The following is an 18,287-nucleotide window of genomic DNA, read 5'->3' as shown; positions in this document are numbered from 1 at the left end:
CGCAGGTCTCCTATTCCAGTGATTTTAAGGACTCTACCATGTTGATCCGTTTCAGGGCGAAGTGCATGACGAAGTTGACGATGGCAGAGAAGAGGAAGGTCAGGGCGAAGGCCAGCAGATAGCTGGGCCAGTAAATGACTTTGCCGAACATCATGTTCTCGATTTCCATGGTCTGGATGATGAACTGATGCAGGGATGCCCCCAGGGCCAGGCCGAACAGGGCGCCGAACAGAGTCAGGAAGATGTTCTCGCGGTAGACGTAGGCGGACACCTCCGTGTCCCGGAAGCCCAGGACCTTGATGGTGGCGAGTTCGCGCACGCGCTCCGTGATGTTGACGTTGGACAGGTTGTACAGGACGATGAAGGCCAGGGTGCCGGCAGAGGCGATCAGGACCAGAACCACATAGATCAGGGATTTCATCTGGTCGTTGAAGGTTTTGGAGGTTTCGCTGGCGGAGAAGATGCCCAGAACGGCATCCTGTGCCATCAGCTCCTCCTGCACGCCATTTTCATCGGCCAGGCCTTCCTCGGTCAGCTTGAGCCAGGCCATGTCGTAGTCGGGCTTGAGGAAATGGGTGGACTGGTAATAGCGGGGCGAGATGTAGATGTAGTTTTCGATGTAGTTTTCGGCAATGCCGGAGATGACGGCTTTGTACTGACGGCGGTCACCGTCTTCATAGCTCATTTCGTCTCCGATCTTCAGACCGGTCTGATCCGCCATTTTCTCCGTGATCACGACGCCGTCATCCGGCAGGGGAAGGGCCTGGCCGCTTCTGCGGTCGCGCAGCACCACGAAGCCGGAGAGCTTGCCCGGTTTTTCAGGGATGGTGAGGCGGGCGTCGTAGGTCCGGTCAGAGCCCGGGACATGGACTTTCATGGTGAGCTGCTGGCCCAGGGCATAGCTGTCCACGGAATCCACCTGGGACAGGATCTGGTCCAGATTGCGTTCCGAAGCGGGCTTCTTGGAGTCGACGCTGACAATCTGGTCGAAGATGAACAGTTCCTTGAACTGGTTGCCCATGATGGCATCCACCGAGTCCTTGATGCCAAAGCCCGTCAGGATCAGGGCTGTGCACCCGGAAATGCCCAGAACGGTCATCCAGAAGCGTTTCTTGTAGAGGAACAGGTTACGGAAGGTGACCTTGCGGGAGAAGGACAGGCGCCGCCACAGCGGCGTGATGCGCTCGAGCAGGATTCGCTTGCCCGCCGGCGGAGCCTTGGGCTGCATGAGGGAAGCGGGGCGTTCCCGGATCTCGGAATAGACGGCAGCCAGAGTGGCTCCGACGGTGGAGAGCACGGCAAAGCCGATGGAGAGTGCCGCGTAGGTGGAGTTGAACTCGATGACCGCGGCCGGCACGTTGTACATCATCTGATACGCCTGAATGATGACCCGGGGGAAGAGGTTGAAGCCAATGAACAGGCCAAGGACCGAACCGGCCAGGGAGGCCAGGAGAGCATAGGCGATATACTTGCCGGCAATGTAGCCGGCGCTGTAGCCGAGGGCTTTCAGGGTGCCGGCCTGGACGCGCTCTTCCTCTACCATGCGGGTCATGGTCGTCAGGGAGACCAGGGCAGCCACCAGGAAAAAGAAGAAGGGGAAGACCACGGCGACTCTGCCGATCTTGTCGGCGTTGTCAAACCAGGAAGTATAGCTGGGATTGCCGTCCCGGGTGGAAACAAACCACTGATCCGGGATGTCGAGGATCTTGCGCTCGGCGTCCATGATCTTGTCATCGGCTTCGGCCAGCTTTTCTTCCGCGTCAGCCTTCTGAACGTCATATTCGGCCCGGCCTTTATCCAGTTCGGTCTTGCCGTCGGAGATTTTTTTCCAGCCTTCCTCGACCTTGGTGTCCAATTCGGCTTCGCCGTTGTCCAGATCGAGCTGGGCCTGGGAGAGCTCCACTTCACCGTCATCGAGTTCTTTGCGGGATTCGTCCAGCTTCTTTTTGCCGGCATCCAGTTCCTTCTTGCCTTCGGCCAGTTCTTTGGCGGACTGGTCCAGCTTCTTCTTGCCGGCGTTGTATTCGGCCAGGCCGGACTTATACTCCTTCTCGCCGGCGGCCAGATCCTTCTTGGCCTGGTCATACTGCGCCTTGCCGGCGTCATAGGCGGCCTTGGCGCTGTCATAGCTGGCGTTGACGGTTTCCAGGGAGGTGTCGAGGAAGCTGCGGATCGCCGCCGGGGCTTCCGGCGTTGTATAGGGGATAAAGGTCCGGATGTAGCTGGCGGTCTCGGGGGAGACTTCTTCGATCTGAGCGAGGAGCTGGTTGTACTCCTCTTCGGTCATGGTGGGGGCGTCGGGAATTGAATCCCGTGCTTCATTGAGTCCCTTGACGATGTCGCCGAACAGTTTGATCTGCTGTTCGGAGGATTCCATGGTGGCCTCGTTCTGCTTGAGCATGGCCTTGCCGGCATCGATCTGCATCTTGGCGGAGTCGAGCTGGGCTTTGGCGGTGGCCAGTTCCAGGGTGGCCGAGTCGAGCTTGGCCTTGCCGGCCAGGTACTCATTATTGCCTTTCTGCCATTCGAGATAGCCTTCGTTGTATTTGACCCGGCCATCCAGGAGCTTCTGGCGGTTTTCCAGGATCTCCTTGCGGCCGTCGGCGATCTCCTGCCGGCCTTTGGCCTCCTCGTCGATGAGGGTAGTTTCGGCTGTGGCCAGGTCTGTCTCGGCCTGATCCAGTGTGGCTTTGGCATCGGCCAGTTTTTTCTCCGCGTCGGCTTTTTCCCGGCGCAGGGTGGCCTTGCTGTCTTCCAGCTCGGCCAACAGGTCGGCGGTTTCTTTGGCCATGACCGTTTTGCCGATCTCATCAACCTGGGCCTTGACCGGATCAACCAGGTTCCTGTACTCGTCCGTGTCGGGGCGGAGCTGGCCGGCTCCCTCTATGGAGAAGAAGAATTCAGTGGGTTCTTCCAGGGTAAAATCTTCGGCGGGCACGTACACGAAGGTGGCAAGCTGGCCGTTGCCGATGTTGGTGTGCTCGAACTCAAAGCTGATGTAGAGGGGAGACTCCACCAGGCCGACAATTGTATAGTCCTGATCCTTCAGCACTTTGGCCAGGTCATTGCCCTCGTCCTCGGCAAAGCGCACGGTCTGACCGACGGACAGGTCCATGTCCTGGTACTTTCCGGCAGCCAGGACGATTTCACCGGAGCGTTCCGGCAGGCGGCCTTCCTTGAGGACGAGCTGATTCAGGGTTTTCGGCTCGTGGTAGGTGGCCAGATCCATGGAATAAAGTCGGGCGGCCAGCTTCTGGTCTTCGCGGACCAGAAACAGATCCTTGGTATAGGAGCTCTGGAGCTGGTCGATGCCTTCCACCGCCCGGAGCTGGGCAATGTCTTCGGGACTGTAACCCAGGGGGTTCAGCGAACGCAGATCCATCAGGTTGAGCTCGGAGTAGTAGGCAGCCGCGCTCTTGACCATATCTGGTCTGGTGGCGTTGATGCCCGCGAAAAAGCCCACACCCAGCGCAATGATGGCCAGGATGGACAGAAAGCGGGTAAAGTTCTTTTTCAGGGAGCGCAGAAACTCCCGAATCATGACGTTCATGGGATCACCACTCGATCTCGTCCACCGGTTTGGGGGACTCGTTGATGTAATGCTCCAGCACCTTGCCGCTCTTCATCCGGATGACCCGGTCCGCCATGTCCACCAGGGCGCCGTTGTGGGTGATGATGACCACGGTCATATGGTTTTCGCGGGAGAGATCCTGCAGCAGCTTCAAAATGGCCTTGCCGGTATTGTAATCCAGCGCGCCGGTGGGTTCATCGCACAGGAGCAGCTTGGGATTCTTGGCAATGGCTCGGGCAATGGCCACCCGCTGCTGCTCTCCGCCGGAGAGCTGCGACGGGAAGTTCTGGGTCCGGTGACCCAGACCAACCAGTTCCAGGGCCACTTCCGGATCCATGGGATTCTTCGTGATCTCGGTGGCCAGTTCGACATTTTCCACCGTCGTCAGATTCTGGACCAGGTTGTAGAACTGGAAGACAAAGCCGATGTCATAGCGCCGGTAGTCCGTCAGGGCGCGTCCGTTGTACTTGGAGATGTCCTTGCGGTCCACTTCCACCAGACCGGAGTCCGCCGAATCCATTCCGCCCAGGATATTGAGCACCGTCGTCTTGCCCGCGCCGGAAGCACCGACGATGATGCAGACCTCGCCCTTCTCGATTTCAAAATCTACGCCGTCCAGAGCGGTAATGGTGACTTCCCCCATGGGGTAGACCTTCCGAACGTCTTCTAATTTAATAAAACTCATGGTATCACATCCTAATAACCTCATGATATCACTGACTGACTCCAAGTCAATCAATAAATTACATACAGGAACTATAAAACTCCACGCAATACCACCAAGGTGTTTTTGCGGGAGCAGATCAAAAAACAGGGAGGACCTCGCGAACGGCTCCACACCCTGTTTTTCAGGACAATCTATTTAGGTCGTTATCTTTTGACATTTTTTGACCCGCAGGCGCTGTCCTTTCCAGGAAGTTTCGTCTATCGCCGCTCAGTTCCGGGATGATCCGACTACCGCTGCTCGAGGTTCTTTCTTCGGTCAGAGGCCAGGCGCGTTAATCGATGGTACGGCCGGTTATCGAGCAGGCGGGATCGGTTTGGCAGTCCGGTAATGGTTCAGGAGGATTCGTGCAACTTCAATGCCTTCCTCTGCCAGATTGAAGGACCCGTCCTGCATGGCCCATTCAAAGATAAAGCCGCGAAGTGCCCGTACCAGCTGGCAGGCGATGTCCGGTCCGTTTCCTTCGAGGTACCCGCCTTCCACCGCACTGCCGATGGATTCGCTCAGGACGTTTTTCACGACGCTGCGGATTGCCTGGGAATCCTTGATCTCCAGCTGATTTTTCAGGAACACGCTGCGGTAGGCTGCCCCTTTTTTCATATTGGTTTCCAGATATTTTTGAACGGCCAGTTCAATGATCCGGATGGGATCTGCCTCGACCTGGGCCAGATAGGTACGGAGCTCTTTGTCGAAATTTGTGTAGCCTTCGTTGAAGACATGTCCTTTACTGGGGAAGTAGTGATAAAACACGCCGACACTGACGCCGGCCTTTTCGCATATATCGGAAATCTTGACCTGGTCATAGGGAAGGTGGATAAAAAGCTCCACCGCGCTCTCATAAATTCGCTGCTTTGTCTCCAAAGCCTGTCTCTGTCTTTTCGTTAAATGATCATCCATGGATTCTCCAGACTGTGTGTTAATCGGCATGTAAGTGTTCCTCCGCCCGGCCGAGCCGTGCTTTCCCTAAATCTACCAAAATTCCGGAGAGAATCCAACCTCCTTTTTTCCCCAGCCTCATGACGCGGAATGTTACGAATCATGCGAGGATTCCGGCGAAAATTATGAATTAAGCATTTAAAAGGAAAGGAAGAGGTAATCTGGGAAACAAAGTCCGGTGAATCGAAACACATTGACATGCGCCGGACCAGCAATATAGAATAAGTTCATTGAATAAGTTCGTAGAATCAATTCTATGAACTTATTCTATTAAACAAATCAGGTTATTTTTTTAGTTTGAACTGAAAGCGTATACACAACGAAAATCAACAGGGAGATGCATCTTGATCGGAACATCAGTATTTCAGGAACTGGCGGCAAAAGCAAAAGAAACATTCGATCGCACAATGAATGGAAAATCCTGTATGAATCCGATCCCGGATGACATTCCAGTGCCGAATGAAGGATTCGGTTTTTAGAAAAGAAGGGCGGGCCGTCTGTTTCAACGTATGGACGGTCCTTGTTTATGACTTGCAGTCAGGGGGGGTATTATGAAAACATTACGCCAAACCGGTATTTTTTATGGATGGTTTATTATAGGGGCTTCATTCCTTATCATGGCCATCGGATTCGGCAGCGTGTACAACGCTTCCAGTATTTTCATTCAGCCGGTCTGTCAGGACCTGGGCTTCACCCGTTCGCAGTTTAATCTGACCATGACAATCCGGGCAGTTGTCTCAGTGGTAGTGTCTCTCCTGGCGGGAAAGATTTTCAGACGGTTTCCGATCATGAGGGTCATGAAAACAGCTGCGGTCATTCTTATCCTGTCGTTTTTCACCTATTCCCTGGCAGACTCCCTCTCGATGTTCTATCTGATCTCCGTCGCAGTCAGCATTGCACAGACACTGGTCACGATCATCCCGTTGTCCATTATCATCAGCAACTGGTTTGATCAAGGCCGGGGTGCGGCTCTGGGGCTGGCCTTCATGGGCAGCGGAGTCGGCGGCATGGTGCTGAGCTCTCTGACTGGCATCTGGATCCAGATGTACGGCTGGAGAGCAGCGTATCAGATCCTGACGGTGCTGATGGTGATATTTCTGATTCCCAGCGTGTTTCTGGTTTTGCGCCTGCACCCCAGGGAACTGGGGCTGAATCCTCACGGCGTCACCAGAGAGGGGGCGGAACGCTTCCGGACTTCGGAGCAGGAAGGGATTACTCTCAGGCAAGCAATGCGTTCAGCGAGCTTCTGGGGCATCAATCTTGCCTCGGTCCTGCTGGTGGTTGCTGTGAATGGTCTGATGCTCAATGTAGCGCCCCATCTGACGGACATCGGCTATTCCATTACCTTCAGTGCCAACATGGTGGCATTGATCATGGGGTCCCTGGCTATGGGTAAATTCATTCTGGGCAAGCTGTTTGACCGCCTCGGACTGAAACCAGCCATACTCATCGCCAGCTGTGCCAATATCATCGCTCTCGCGGGACTGATCTACGCAGAAAAATACATCGGGCTGGCTGTTACGGTATTGTTTGCGGGGGTCGGCTGCGCCTATTCCACGATCACCTACTCCGTCCTAACCCTGGAACTGTACGGAAAAAAGGACTACCGGGCAATTTTGGGCTTTATAACTGCCATAGCGTCTTTGGGCGGCATCATCAGCCCGGTACTGACCGGTTTCCTGTATGATCTGACCGGCAGTTACCTGGACAGCTATAAAATTTCCATCGGCTTCTGCGTGATTGCCCTTGCCATATTCCTGATGGTGTTCGGACAGAAGAAGCAGCAAAAAACAATGCCGTCCTTTCAGGAGGGGGAACGATGGATTCTAACATCCCAGTCGAAATAATAAGATCCACGGGGATTCTGTTTCATCCGGACAGCATCAGTTCAGTTCTCATTGACGGAAATTGCTGCGTTCCGATAAAATGAGCACGATACCATAATTCACAATTTTTTTTAATTATTATACATATGGGAAATGGCGCTCCAGCAGGCAGCGCGAATTTGCAGAACGTGCGATCCGCTGGAAGGCGGAGATTTCCCGGTAAAAGAACGATTCCACCGATTCCATCCAATAACGGACAAAACAAAGGGGAAACGCAAAGTGAAAGCACTCTTAAAGAGCAATATTTTTTACGGCTGGTTTATCGTTGGTGCCGCCTTTTTCATCATGGCGCTGGGATGGGGCAGCGTCTATAATGCTTCCAGTATTTTTATTCAACCCATCACAAAAGAACTGGGTTTCACCAGATCTGAATTCAATGTGACGCTGACCATCAAGGCGGTGTGTCTTTTGGTTGTTTCACTCCTGGCCGGTAAAATATACAGTCGGTTCAATATCATGAAAGTAATGAAAGTCTTCAGTGTCACCCTGGTACTCTCATTCTATCTGTATTCGTTTGCCAGCACGCTCCTGATGTTTTATGCCATCACCATTGTAGTTAGCACGTCCCTTTCACTGATTGCCATTCTCCCGTTATCCATCATTCTGAGCAACTGGTTTGTCAAAGGACGGGGCAGCGCCATCGGCATGGCTTTTATGGGAAGCGGAGTCGGGGGCATGATCTTGAGTTCGCTCACTGGGATCTGGATTCAGAATTACGGCTGGCGTGTCGCCTATCAGTTCCTCACGGTACTGATGGCTGTCTTTATTCTCCCCGGGGTATTCCTGATTATCCGCACCCAGCCCAGTCACATGGGGCTTAAGCCTTACGGAATAACCGAGGAAAGCGCTGAAACCTATCGGACGGCAGAGAATGAAGGAATTATGCTCAAGGAAGCCTTCCGCTCCGTCATATTCTGGGCAGTCAACCTTGCCACGGTCTGCCTCAACATCGCCATCAACGGACTGATGCTCAATGTGGCGCCACACCTCACGGACATCGGCTACTCCATTACCTTCAGCGCCAACGTAGTAGCTCTCATTATGGGATCCCTGGCCATCGGTAAGGCTGCATTCGGAAAACTTTATGATACCATCGGACTCAAGGCGACCATTCTGATCGCCTGTATGGCGAATATTATTGCCCTGACGGGAGTGATTTTTTCCCGGAGCTACATCGGCCTGGCAGTTACGGTCATTTTTGTGGGCGTCGGCTGTGCCTATGGAACGATTGCCAGCTCTGTCCTAGCCAATGACCTGTTCGGCAAAAAAGACTTCAACGCGATATATGGATTTTTAACCGCCATTGGAGGAGTCGGCAGTATTCTGAATCCCATCATTTATGGATTCCTCTATGATAACAGCGGCAGTTATATCAGCAGTTACCTCCTGTCCATCGTACTGTGCGTTGTGGCTCTGTTCATTTTCCTTGCAATCTTTTCCTGGAAAAAACCGGTTCCTGCTCTGAATTGATTCTGATCCACCGCTGGTTGCTTCAGGGGCGGGGGAAATGCTCTGCAGTATTTCCCTGCCCTGTAACCGCCCGGTCAATGATCAAAAAATAGGATTAGACAGCTGGAATGGTATTTGAAAACAAAATATGATGTAAATTTAAAAAAACACTTCACAAAACATGCTTTAGTGGCTATAATAAGTTTTGTAACAAATTTACGGGATGTAGCGCAGTTGGTAGCGCGCTGCGTTCGGGACGCAGAAGTCGCAGGTTCGAATCCTGTCATTCCGACCAACCATGCGGGTTCCAGAGCTTTCTGGAACCCGTTTTTATTGAAAATAACTGCAAAATAACTGCATAGGAAGAGTGTGCAGTGAGAACATATAAAAAGAAGGCTATCGAATAGCCTTCAACATCCGCTCCTTTTTGTTTTCCTGTCTTAAGTGGGTGTACACATCACGAGTGATATTAGACCCTTTTGTGTGCCCGATTATTTCCTGGACGGTCATTTCATCAACGCCTTTTTCGTACATTTCCGTTACGAAAGTATGTCTGATGCAATGGACCGTTTTTATTTTTAGCCCAAGTTCTTTCTGGACTTTCTTTAGATATTTCCGATAGGAGTTTGCATCAATCGGGGATCCGGTGGGATTCACGAAAACTAAATCACTGTTCGTAAAGGCAGCTCCCATTTTGAGCTTGCTAATGTTTTTTAGGGTTCGGGCTTTTTTCAAGAGATCGTGCACTTCATTGTCTATAAATACTTCTCGTTCCGAACTCTTATTTTTTGTAGAGTCATTTTGGTATTCGTAATGGTAAGTTCCATCGGGTTTTATTACTTTCACCCATGCTAAGGAACTATCGATACGGATTGAGTCTTCAAGCAGATCATTTTCTCGTAAACCGAGAATTTCACCTTCCCTGGCTCCGATCTTAAATAATAGTGATGTTACTACCCAGTAAACCGGATGATTTTGTTCCATGTAGAGTAGAATCAGCTGCTTCTCCGCTTTTGTATAGGGATCGTAAGTGAAATCAGAAACAGTTCTTGTTTCCCTGGCTTTCTGGGGCAGCTGGACCCCCTGCATGGGATTCCTCATAATCATGTTGGTGCCAACAAGATAGGTGAAGTGACGATTTAGAAATTTGCGGATCAGCAGAACGAAATTATAAGAATTCTTCTCTGCCATCTCATTAAGGATTTTCTGAATGGTCATTGCTTGAATATCTGCTACCCTCATAAAGGCCATACTAGTACTTTTAATCGCATTGTAGTGGTCATAGTAACGAGCAAAAGTACTGTCTTTAATCCCGGAGGGTTTGATCACTTCAAATAGCCATTCGTGAAGAGAATTCGTTAGGGTAGGGTTTTTATCCGATAAACCCGATGATAATAAACGCTTGTATTCATCCCGTTTTAGTTCTGCGTCCTTCTTACCTGTTCCATAGAAGTTCTTGTATTTGCGAACACCATTTTCATCATATCCCAGGAACAATTGAACTCTGTAGTATTTTTCATTAAAGTTCTTTTTGACAGCCATATGCTTCAACTCCCAATTGTGCTTTTTAACATTAACAGATTGATTGGACAACATTTGTCCGGAAAATAAAGTTCTTGTAATCCTAATTTAGCCCAACTATGATTAAAGTACACCAAAATTAGAACATACATTCGAACGAGTGGAGGGGGCTTAAGTGACGGAATTAGAGAAGAAAGCACAAAGTAACTTCATCAGGCTGATTAAGCTAATCGCTGCAGGTAAAGATTCATGCAGTGATTCGCCTGCTCCAGAAGAGCATCGTAACTCGACTTGCTCATCTGATTGATATCAGTGATGCCGTGGTCCTGATATACGCGATCTAAGGCAGACTTAAGGGTCAGGAAGGAATCCTGATTTGTTATAAAGGAGTCTGCCTTTACACTTTCAATATCTTTATTCACCATATCGTCAATGGTCACATCAAAGTGTGCGGCCAGGATTGCAGTAATTGCCAGGCTGGGTTCAGTATCTCCGCTCTCCCATCGTTGGACCGTCGTAAAGTTCTTTCCGACTAAATCACCGATCTGGTCCTGAGTGAAGCCCCCATTCAATCTGAGATAGCGCAGGTTTTTTCCGAAAAACATATTCACCCTTCCTTTAAGTTTATTAAAGTAACTCGTAATCATTTTAAATTTTATTTGCAAAAAATACAAGTACTTTATTGACATGCATATTTTGCAAGTGATATTATTGTAGCCACAGGAGGAGTTCATAAATGCACTATGAATTACACGTACTTCGAGCAATCAGAAACGAAACGCAAGAAGATGTAGCCAAAGCTGTAGGGGTTTCAGTACAAACATATAATGCCTGGGAGAAGGATTTTTCAAACATAAAAATCTCCAAAGCCAACCGATTGGCCAGGCATTTTGGGGTCTCACTGGACGAGCTTTTTTTGGCCAATCAACATGCAGAAAATGCAACTAAGGAGGATTAACGTATGGCAAAGGATTTATCGCTTCAGGAGATTTCAGTCAAGCTGGCGGTCACAGTTGAAGAAGCAGCGATGATTTCCAATATCGGAGAGAATAAGCTCCGGGATCTCATCCACGGCGGCAAACTGGATCATTTCAAATTGGGCAACCGATTCCAGATCCCATTCAAGTCATTGGAGCGTTTTATCGAAGAATCGGGCAAGAGAAGAGATCAGATATAGCATAATGCTATTTTATGAATCAAATGAAGCATTTTATAACGAGTATTGAGGTGAAAAAATGAGACAGTATACAGAGCTGAAAACCACAGATTTAAGCAGGTCTGAATGGCTGGTGCTGAGACAAAAGGGCATTGGCGGGTCAGACGCCGGCGCGATCCTTGGATTAAACAAATGGAAGACGCCATTTCAGGTATACCTGGATAAAACCGAACCCATCGCGGATGATGAGCAGTCCGAATCAGCCTATTGGGGGGTCACTTTGGAGGATCTCGTAGCCAGGGAGTTTACCAAACGAACAGGGAAAAAGGTCAGGCGAAATAACCGGATGCTGATCTCCTCAGAATACCCGTGGATGATCGCCAACCTGGACCGGGAAGTGGTCGGGGAAGACGCCATCCTTGAGTGCAAAACGACCAACGCATTCATGGCAAAGGAATGGGAGGGAGACGAGATCCCGGCGTCCTACATGATTCAGATCCAGCATTACCTGGCAGTTACTGGGGCAAAGAAAGCGTATGTGGCAGTCCTCATCGGGGGCCAGAAATTCATCTGGAAAGAGATCCAGCGCGATAAGGAACTAATTCAGACCATCATTGATCTGGAACGCGGATTCTGGACGGATCATGTTCTCAAAGGGGTACCACCGGCTTTGGATGGATCGTCTGCTGCCGAAAAATACCTGAAGGAAAAGTACGCCATTGCTGAGCCTGGTTCATCCATCGACCTGAAGGGTGAATATCATGAGCAGATCGAACAATACCTTAGTTTGCAGGAATCGATCAAGGAGCTCACCGCGGAAGCGAATTCCATCGAGAATGCATTGAAAAATGAGATGGGCGATAAGGAAACTGGATTCACGCCGAAGTACCAGGTGCTTTGGAAGAATGTAGTCGCCGCCAGGTTCGATTCAAAGGCATTCAAGGCTCAGCATCCGGATCTGGCAGATAGATTCATGAAAGAAATATCATCCCGAAGATTCACAGTAAGGCAGTTAAAGGAGAGTTAAACATGGCAAACGTGGGTTCCCTGAAAAATGAGTTAGCAAGCAAGAAAACTACTGGTGTTGGCACCGCAGGCAGCAGCATCAAAGGCATGCTGGAATCTCCGGCAATCAAGAAACGATTTGAAGAAGTCCTGGATAAGAAGGCACCTCAGTTCATGAGTTCCGTGGTCAACCTGGTCAATGGCGATACCAATCTGAGAAAGGTTGATCAGATGTCGGTCATTGCCTCCGTCATGGTGGCAGCGACACTGGATCTTCCCGTGGATAAGAACCTTGGATATGCCTGGGTTGTTCCCTATGGCGACAAAGCCCAGTTCCAGCTTGGCTACAAGGGCTATGTTCAGCTCGCTCTGCGGACCGGTCAATACAAGTCGATCAATGTGGTGGAGATCTGTGAGGGTGAGCTGATCAAATGGAATCAGTTGACAGAGGAGCTGGTTATCGATTTTGAGAAGCGACTGTCTGATGTAGTCGTCGGATATGCCGGATATTTTGAACTGGTGAATGGCTTCAGGAAGACAGTTTATTGGACGAAAGAACAGATCGAAAAGCATCGAAAGAAATTCTCGAAATCACCTTTCGGCTGGAGCAAGGATTTTGATGCCATGGCCAAAAAGACAGTCCTTCGAAACATGCTGAGCAAGTGGGGGATTCTGTCCATTGAGATGCAGACCGCTTACAAGGGGGATATGAACACTGTCAATGCGGCAGCTGTAGATTCGGGGAATGTGGATGAAAACATTGAGTATCTCGATATAGATTTCTCCGTGAATGAAGAAGGAATTAATGAGCCCCATTACGAACCTGTTGAAGTTCACCCTTAAGGATGATGATGCGGCATAGGCTGCTTGATCATAATGTCACCCAAAATAACCAGGGGAAGCCTTGCAACCTTCCCCTGAAAGGAGGTTCTCATGGCGGATGGCTGGATCAAATTTTACCGGGCTACACTTGAAAATCCAATTGTATGCAAAGATGCAGATCATCTGGCTGTATGGGTTTATCTGCTGCTTCATGTAACCCACGCGGAGTATGATACATCATTTGTCGGGGGACGTTTTACACTCAAACCCGGGCAACAGCTTTTTGGGAGAAAGGTCATCAGCGATGATTTGAAGATTAACCAATCTAAGGTCCAACGAATCCTGAAAACCTTCGAAAATGAACATCAGATTGAACAACAGACAACGAACAAAAACCGGCTGATATCAATTGTTAACTGGGATAAGTATCAGGGGGCTGAACAGCAGAACGAACAACAATTGAACAACAACCGAACAACAACTGAACAACAACTGAACACAAACAAGAATAATAAGAATACTAAGAAGACTAAGAATATCTATATAGGTGAGGATGGCCCTGTGGATAACTCCATCGAGGAAATCTATGACGCTTACATCCCTAATAAAAAAAGATTACCGGAAACAACCAAGCGGCGGATCAAGACCTTGGTCTCCAAACATGGACCAGAGAAAGTGAAGCGAGCCGTCGACCGGTATAAAGAAGCTACAAGGGACAGGGAGCTGAAGTATATCAAGAACAGTGACGGCTTTTTTCAGGATGATTATATCAAGATCTATCTTGAGGATGACTATAAGGCTCCAGCAAGGACGAAGGGTTCCAGTGTAACCACATTTAATGATTATGAGCAGCGTGAATACGACTATGACGCACTGGAGAAAAGTCTTCTGGGTTGGGAGTAGGAGCGATATAGGGGGACAATATGAACAGCAGGGAAAAAGGAGCCAGAGGCGAACGAGCCCTGGCAAAGAAACTGAGAGAGCACGGCTATATGGAAGCCCGTCGGGGGCAGCAGTACTCCGGTGCAAATGGGGATCCCGATGTTGTAGGTCTGCCAGGGATCCACATTGAATGCAAATACACCGAACGGCTCCAACTCTATGACGCAATGGCTCAGGCAGAACACGATGCGCGGGAAGACGAAATCCCCGTTGTCATCCATAAACGAAATCACTGTAAGTGGTTGGCTATAATGGATCTGAATAACTTCATCAAATTGATTAAAGGTGAAGCTGATGTGGGTTGAAGAGATTCTGATAAGGTATCCACTCGATAAGGCTCAACTGAACATGAGGAAACTGACTCTCAGGGCAATTCAGCAGAATATCATCGATGAAACAGCAACGAATTACGGCGAACGGGTTCAGACCTCCATCACCTCCGACCCTACAGCAGATAAAGCTATGAAGATCATTGCAAAGACTGAGGAGCTTCGTACCAGGGACAACCTCATCGAACTCAAGGTTCAGCTGATTGAGAATGCCCTGTCGGTATTGTCTGATGAAGAATTCAACATTGTCACTAGGGTGTACTTTAAAGGGCAATCCTATACAGCAATCGATGTAGAGTGTGGAATCTCGAAACGGACCTGTCAACGGATTAAAAGAGACGCCATCTTGAAACTGGAACCGCTCCTGGAAGTAATCCTCTTGATAAATAAATGAATTGGTCGGAATTGGGATGATATTAGTGAGTGTGTATAGAACTTTTGATTGCTAAGGTTGATCACAGAAACCATCCTTCGACATCTATATTTGCCTTGTATTTTCAATAATGTTCTGGCACAATATTGTTATTGTAAATGAGTAAACATTTTCAGTTAAACATGCTGAATTAATCTTGCCCCCTCTCTGATAGAATTTTTTTCAGTCGACCATACAAAATGCACCGATTCTTATCTGGTGCCGAAGTGATAAACCCAATTTTTAGGAGGATCCATGATGAAAGGAACCATTTTTTCTCTGAAAAGCAATTCATCTCAAAGTAAAAGATCAAACCATAGTGCTCGTATCAAGAGTGGTGGATTATTCTTGCTTTTCCTTGGGCTTCTTGGAGGATGTAATCGGATTAAAACTGCTCAAACATTCACAGAGACAGGAATTGTCCGAAAAGCTCGGGAAGAGATCGCTGCCCTCAAAGCAGTTGATCCCGCCGATAATTTATCTCTAATATCTCGAATCTACTTACCGGCTGAGAATCCAAAAGGCCTTCAGCCTCTCTTCAGCGTTAATGAAGAGGGACTTATGGTTACATATATGAATCTGATGAAAAGTGATCGCATCTTTGGCATCCATCAACAATATTCTTCTGATCCCCTAAAGCTGCTGAAAGCAAAGGCAAAGTCATTATCAACAAAACAAATTGGAGAGGAATTATTTTACGTCTCCGGTGACCCCTGGCCTGAAGAGCTTAAAAATATATACATGATCCGGGAAGACCTTATGATTCAGATCACAGCACAGGGCTTTAGTGAAGCGGAATTTATAAAGACTCTTGAGGGGCTGATTGAAATACCTCTCGACAGTAACCATGTTGCACCCAACTCAACCAAGTAAACTTCTGTTGGAATTGAACAAACTCATGAATAATTGATTTGTCGCGATTTTGGCACGATATTGGCGCGATTTTGGCACCTTTGTTTGCCAAATCAGTGCTACACTAATAGCAGGTAAGAGCGTCCTTTGACAGGGCGCTCATTTTATTTGGAGGAATGGCCATGGAAGAATATCGGTGCAAATATTGCAGAGGCCTATTTAATCTGGACAAACAGAAAGTAAATCATGTGATCAGGGATAAGGGCTACATCGCCTGCCCCTATTGTGGATCCAAAGCAATTGGGCTTTTTAAGTTTGAAGGAATTGAAGGGTGTATGAAAGGTGGAGAGATCGACTCATGGAAAATAACCTGATGATCACCATGCGACCGATCCGATCCCTGAAGCCCTACAAGAAAAATCCTCGGATCAATGATGGGGCTGTTGCCTATGTTAAATCCAGCATTCAGGAGTTTGGATTCAAGGTCCCGCTGGTCATTGACTCCAAAGGCGTAATTATTACGGGACATACCCGGCTCAAAGCTGCGAAGGAGCTGGGCATGAAGGAGGTCCCCTGCATTGTAGCGGATGATTTATCACCCGATCAGATCAAAGCCTTTCGCCTTGCGGACAATAAAGTTTCAGAAATGGCAGAGTGGGACGTTCCACTTTTGAACGAAGAGCTGGAAGATCTGCTAGAGCTCAACTTTGACATGGATCAATTTGGCTTTGACCTGGACTTTGATCTCCCGCCTGAAACACAAGAGTCCAGTGAGGAAGAAAAAGAGAATGCCCGCATGAACACCATGCACCAGTATAATCTGGAGTACTTTGATGCCGATCGAGTTGTCGGGTGGCACCAGATGCCAGTCCTTGCAGCTGTAGATCACGTGCCTAGGCGGCTGATTGGTTTTAACTATATGCTCAATACTCCGGATCCCGATGCAGGGATCCATTTTTATGTGGATGATTATCAGTTCGAACGAGTCTGGCAGCGGCCAGATTTCTATGTGGAGCGGATGACTGAATTTGACTGCATGCTGACACCGGACTTTTCACTCTACATGGATATGCCCCGTGCCATGAAAGTCTGGAATATTTACCGGTCACGCCTGATTGGTCAGATCGCTCAGGATTATGGCTGCGTGGTTATTCCAACTGTTTCATGGGCAGAACAGGAGACTTTTGACTTCTGCTTTGATGGATTACCGGAAAATTCCACTCTCTCGATCTCGACCATTGGGATCAAGCGAGCAGAGGAATCTTTTGCGATTTGGAAAGCAGGCATGGATGAAATGATCCGGAGGCTGAAACCAAAACGGATTATTGTCTATGGGGGCCAGGTGGAGTACGACTACCAAGATACCGAGGTCCATTATTTTGAGAATGAAGTCACTGAGCGAATGAAGACCAACAAAGTCAGAGGGGGTGAAAAAAATGACTAAGGAACGATTACTGGACATTTTCAAACACATTGAGTTTATCGAGATCGACGAATTTATGATCACCAGGAACAAGCAAATCTTTAACCTTGAAACCGATACGCCGATTGACTTCACCGATTGGAACAAACTCCTGGAGCACAAGATCCACGGTCAGTCCATTCGGGATGCACTCGATGAAATCGAGTTTGAATTTCACTATGAGGGAGGCAGAGGATCCTCATCCGGTTCGGGAGAAATGGGCGGGGGGTTCAACCATGCCAGCCTGCAGGGACGAAAGGCTGAAGATTACGGAAAGATCGAATACCCGGCGGTATTTAATACGCAGGGCCGTTTTGCGACTCAGGATGAGGCCATCCGCCTATTCAATGACCGGTACAAGGATTCAGATATCGAGTATGGAATCAGTGTAGACGAAAATGGCTTTGTCCATCGTCACATCCGGGGATCCGCTACTTCAGTTCCGATTTCAGCCTATGGGAAGAATCATATTGTGGTCCACAATCATCCCAGTGGCGGTGCTTTCAGTGATACGGATCTAATCGCAGCGGCCCAGGATGCCCATGCAACGGGGATTGTTGCCACGGCCGGAAAAGTATCCCACGTGTTCCGAAAGGGCTCTGACTTCAAAGCGCCGGAGTTTGCCAGGGCCGTCAAGAAGGCGAAATGGCCAAAGGATCTGACCTATGACGCTGGGGTCAAATGGTGGATGAAAAAGAACGCAAAAGATTTCGGTTTCACGTATGAGGTACGTAAAACCAAAAAAGCACCAAGATAGCGTGTAGTTGGAGGGGGTGAGATCGTGACCAGGAAACAGAATAATAATTTGATTCCAAATTCAGATCGCACTCCGGAAGAACTCCGAGCGATCACATCGAAAGGCGGCAAGGCTTCCGCTGAGGCCAGGAGGCGCAGAAGAGACTTTAAAGAGATTGCCCAGCACTTATTGACCATGACGGTTAAGAACGGCTCACAGGACGATCTGGAGGCCATTCGAAGCATTGCGGAGCTGAAGGGACAGAATATCACCGTGGCAGATGCGATCATGATAGCCATCACCCAGAATGCCATGAAGGGCGACATCCAGTCCGCCAACTATATTCGAGACATTACAGGCCAAAAGCCAAAGGATGAAGTCGAACTGACCGCTACAGTCAACGAAGGCAAGCTGGGAAGCATTTTAAAGCAGCTGGAAAAGAACACGAAATCAATTAAGAAATGATACGAACCAATCCTTATAT

General features: G+C 48.9%; 20 protein-coding genes and 1 tRNA gene. 16 read left to right on the top strand and 5 right to left on the bottom strand.

Going from position 1 to position 18,287, the window contains the following annotated elements:
- Window positions 1-10 precede the first annotated feature (10 nt).
- From P6M73_RS15780 to P6M73_RS15770, 3 genes are all read right to left on the bottom strand, one after another.
- On the bottom strand, window positions 11-3,550 hold the full coding sequence (locus P6M73_RS15780; RefSeq protein WP_277853972.1) for an FtsX-like permease family protein: 3,540 nt from the start codon (window positions 3,548-3,550) through the stop codon (window positions 11-13).
- A gap of 4 nt (window positions 3,551-3,554) precedes the next feature.
- A complete protein-coding gene (locus P6M73_RS15775) occupies window positions 3,555-4,256 on the bottom strand; it encodes an ABC transporter ATP-binding protein (RefSeq protein ID WP_277853971.1) in 702 nt (233 codons plus the stop codon).
- Between the two features lie 333 nt (window positions 4,257-4,589).
- Window positions 4,590-5,222 carry a TetR/AcrR family transcriptional regulator gene (locus P6M73_RS15770; RefSeq protein ID WP_277853970.1) on the bottom strand — a complete coding sequence of 211 codons (633 nt, stop codon included), beginning with the start codon at window positions 5,220-5,222 and terminating at the stop codon, window positions 4,590-4,592.
- Window positions 5,223-5,575: 353 nt separating this feature from the next.
- Here P6M73_RS15770 and P6M73_RS15765 point away from each other — a divergent pair, with 353 nt between their 5' ends.
- The 4 genes from P6M73_RS15765 to P6M73_RS15750 all read left to right on the top strand — a co-directional run bounded on the left by P6M73_RS15765 (window position 5,576) and on the right by P6M73_RS15750 (window position 8,861).
- Complete coding sequence (locus tag P6M73_RS15765) at window positions 5,576-5,710, top strand: hypothetical protein (protein ID WP_277853969.1); 135 nt, start codon at window positions 5,576-5,578, stop codon at window positions 5,708-5,710.
- Between the two features lie 72 nt (window positions 5,711-5,782).
- The gene (locus P6M73_RS15760; protein ID WP_277853968.1) at window positions 5,783-7,078 is read left to right on the top strand and encodes an MFS transporter; all 1,296 of its coding nucleotides are present in this window, start codon (window positions 5,783-5,785) and stop codon (window positions 7,076-7,078) included.
- 258 nt (window positions 7,079-7,336) lie between these two features.
- On the top strand, window positions 7,337-8,587 hold the full coding sequence (locus P6M73_RS15755; RefSeq protein ID WP_277853967.1) for an MFS transporter: 1,251 nt from the start codon (window positions 7,337-7,339) through the stop codon (window positions 8,585-8,587).
- A gap of 198 nt (window positions 8,588-8,785) precedes the next feature.
- Window positions 8,786-8,861 (top strand) — tRNA-Pro (locus P6M73_RS15750).
- A gap of 101 nt (window positions 8,862-8,962) precedes the next feature.
- Here the strand turns inward: P6M73_RS15750 and P6M73_RS15745 are convergent.
- Entirely contained in the window at window positions 8,963-10,108 is a 1,146-nt protein-coding gene (locus P6M73_RS15745; RefSeq protein WP_277853966.1) for a tyrosine-type recombinase/integrase, read from the bottom strand.
- A 200-nt stretch (window positions 10,109-10,308) separates the two neighbouring features.
- On the bottom strand, window positions 10,309-10,692 hold the full coding sequence (locus P6M73_RS15740; RefSeq protein ID WP_277853965.1) for a helix-turn-helix transcriptional regulator: 384 nt from the start codon (window positions 10,690-10,692) through the stop codon (window positions 10,309-10,311).
- 131 nt (window positions 10,693-10,823) lie between these two features.
- Between P6M73_RS15740 and P6M73_RS15735 the strand changes: the two genes are divergently transcribed.
- The 12 genes from P6M73_RS15735 to P6M73_RS15680 all read left to right on the top strand — a co-directional run bounded on the left by P6M73_RS15735 (window position 10,824) and on the right by P6M73_RS15680 (window position 18,268).
- On the top strand, window positions 10,824-11,045 hold the full coding sequence (locus P6M73_RS15735; protein ID WP_277853964.1) for a helix-turn-helix transcriptional regulator: 222 nt from the start codon (window positions 10,824-10,826) through the stop codon (window positions 11,043-11,045).
- Window positions 11,046-11,048: 3 nt separating this feature from the next.
- Window positions 11,049-11,264 carry a helix-turn-helix domain-containing protein gene (locus P6M73_RS15730; RefSeq protein ID WP_277853963.1) on the top strand — a complete coding sequence of 72 codons (216 nt, stop codon included), beginning with the start codon at window positions 11,049-11,051 and terminating at the stop codon, window positions 11,262-11,264.
- Between the two features lie 58 nt (window positions 11,265-11,322).
- Window positions 11,323-12,270, top strand: coding sequence for a YqaJ viral recombinase family nuclease (locus P6M73_RS15725; protein ID WP_277853962.1), 948 nt, complete (start codon window positions 11,323-11,325; stop codon window positions 12,268-12,270).
- 2 nt (window positions 12,271-12,272) lie between these two features.
- Complete coding sequence (locus P6M73_RS15720) at window positions 12,273-13,091, top strand: recombinase RecT (RefSeq protein ID WP_277853961.1); 819 nt, start codon at window positions 12,273-12,275, stop codon at window positions 13,089-13,091.
- Window positions 13,092-13,181: 90 nt separating this feature from the next.
- Window positions 13,182-13,973 (top strand): hypothetical protein, encoded by a 792-nt coding sequence (locus P6M73_RS15715; RefSeq protein WP_277853960.1) that lies wholly within the window; start codon window positions 13,182-13,184, stop codon window positions 13,971-13,973.
- Window positions 13,974-13,993: 20 nt separating this feature from the next.
- Window positions 13,994-14,317 (top strand): putative PDDEXK endonuclease, encoded by a 324-nt coding sequence (locus P6M73_RS15710; protein WP_277853959.1) that lies wholly within the window; start codon window positions 13,994-13,996, stop codon window positions 14,315-14,317.
- Between the two features lie 43 nt (window positions 14,318-14,360).
- Entirely contained in the window at window positions 14,361-14,735 is a 375-nt protein-coding gene (locus P6M73_RS15705) for a sigma-70 RNA polymerase sigma factor region 4 domain-containing protein (protein WP_277853958.1), read from the top strand.
- A gap of 273 nt (window positions 14,736-15,008) precedes the next feature.
- Window positions 15,009-15,626: a hypothetical protein gene (locus tag P6M73_RS15700; protein ID WP_277853957.1), complete on the top strand. Its 618-nt coding sequence runs from the start codon at window positions 15,009-15,011 to the stop codon at window positions 15,624-15,626.
- A 161-nt stretch (window positions 15,627-15,787) separates the two neighbouring features.
- Window positions 15,788-15,979, top strand: a complete 192-nt coding sequence (locus P6M73_RS15695; protein WP_277853956.1) for a hypothetical protein — start codon at window positions 15,788-15,790, stop codon at window positions 15,977-15,979.
- Window positions 15,964-17,049 (top strand): DUF4417 domain-containing protein, encoded by a 1,086-nt coding sequence (locus tag P6M73_RS15690; protein ID WP_277853955.1) that lies wholly within the window; start codon window positions 15,964-15,966, stop codon window positions 17,047-17,049. The genes P6M73_RS15695 and P6M73_RS15690 overlap by 16 nt, the downstream gene beginning before the upstream one ends.
- Window positions 17,042-17,824: a hypothetical protein gene (locus P6M73_RS15685; protein WP_277853954.1), complete on the top strand. Its 783-nt coding sequence runs from the start codon at window positions 17,042-17,044 to the stop codon at window positions 17,822-17,824. Before P6M73_RS15690 ends, P6M73_RS15685 begins: the two co-directional genes overlap by 8 nt.
- A 24-nt stretch (window positions 17,825-17,848) precedes the next feature.
- On the top strand, window positions 17,849-18,268 hold the full coding sequence (locus P6M73_RS15680; protein WP_277853953.1) for a hypothetical protein: 420 nt from the start codon (window positions 17,849-17,851) through the stop codon (window positions 18,266-18,268).
- Window positions 18,269-18,287: the final 19 nt, after the last annotated feature.

It is taken from the genome of Anaerococcoides asporogena (genome assembly GCF_029590275.1).
GTDB lineage: Bacteria > Bacillota > Clostridia > Clostridiales > Clostridiaceae > JG1575.
Note: the sequence above shows the minus strand (reverse complement) of the source record. Positions and strands in the feature narration are given on the sequence as shown.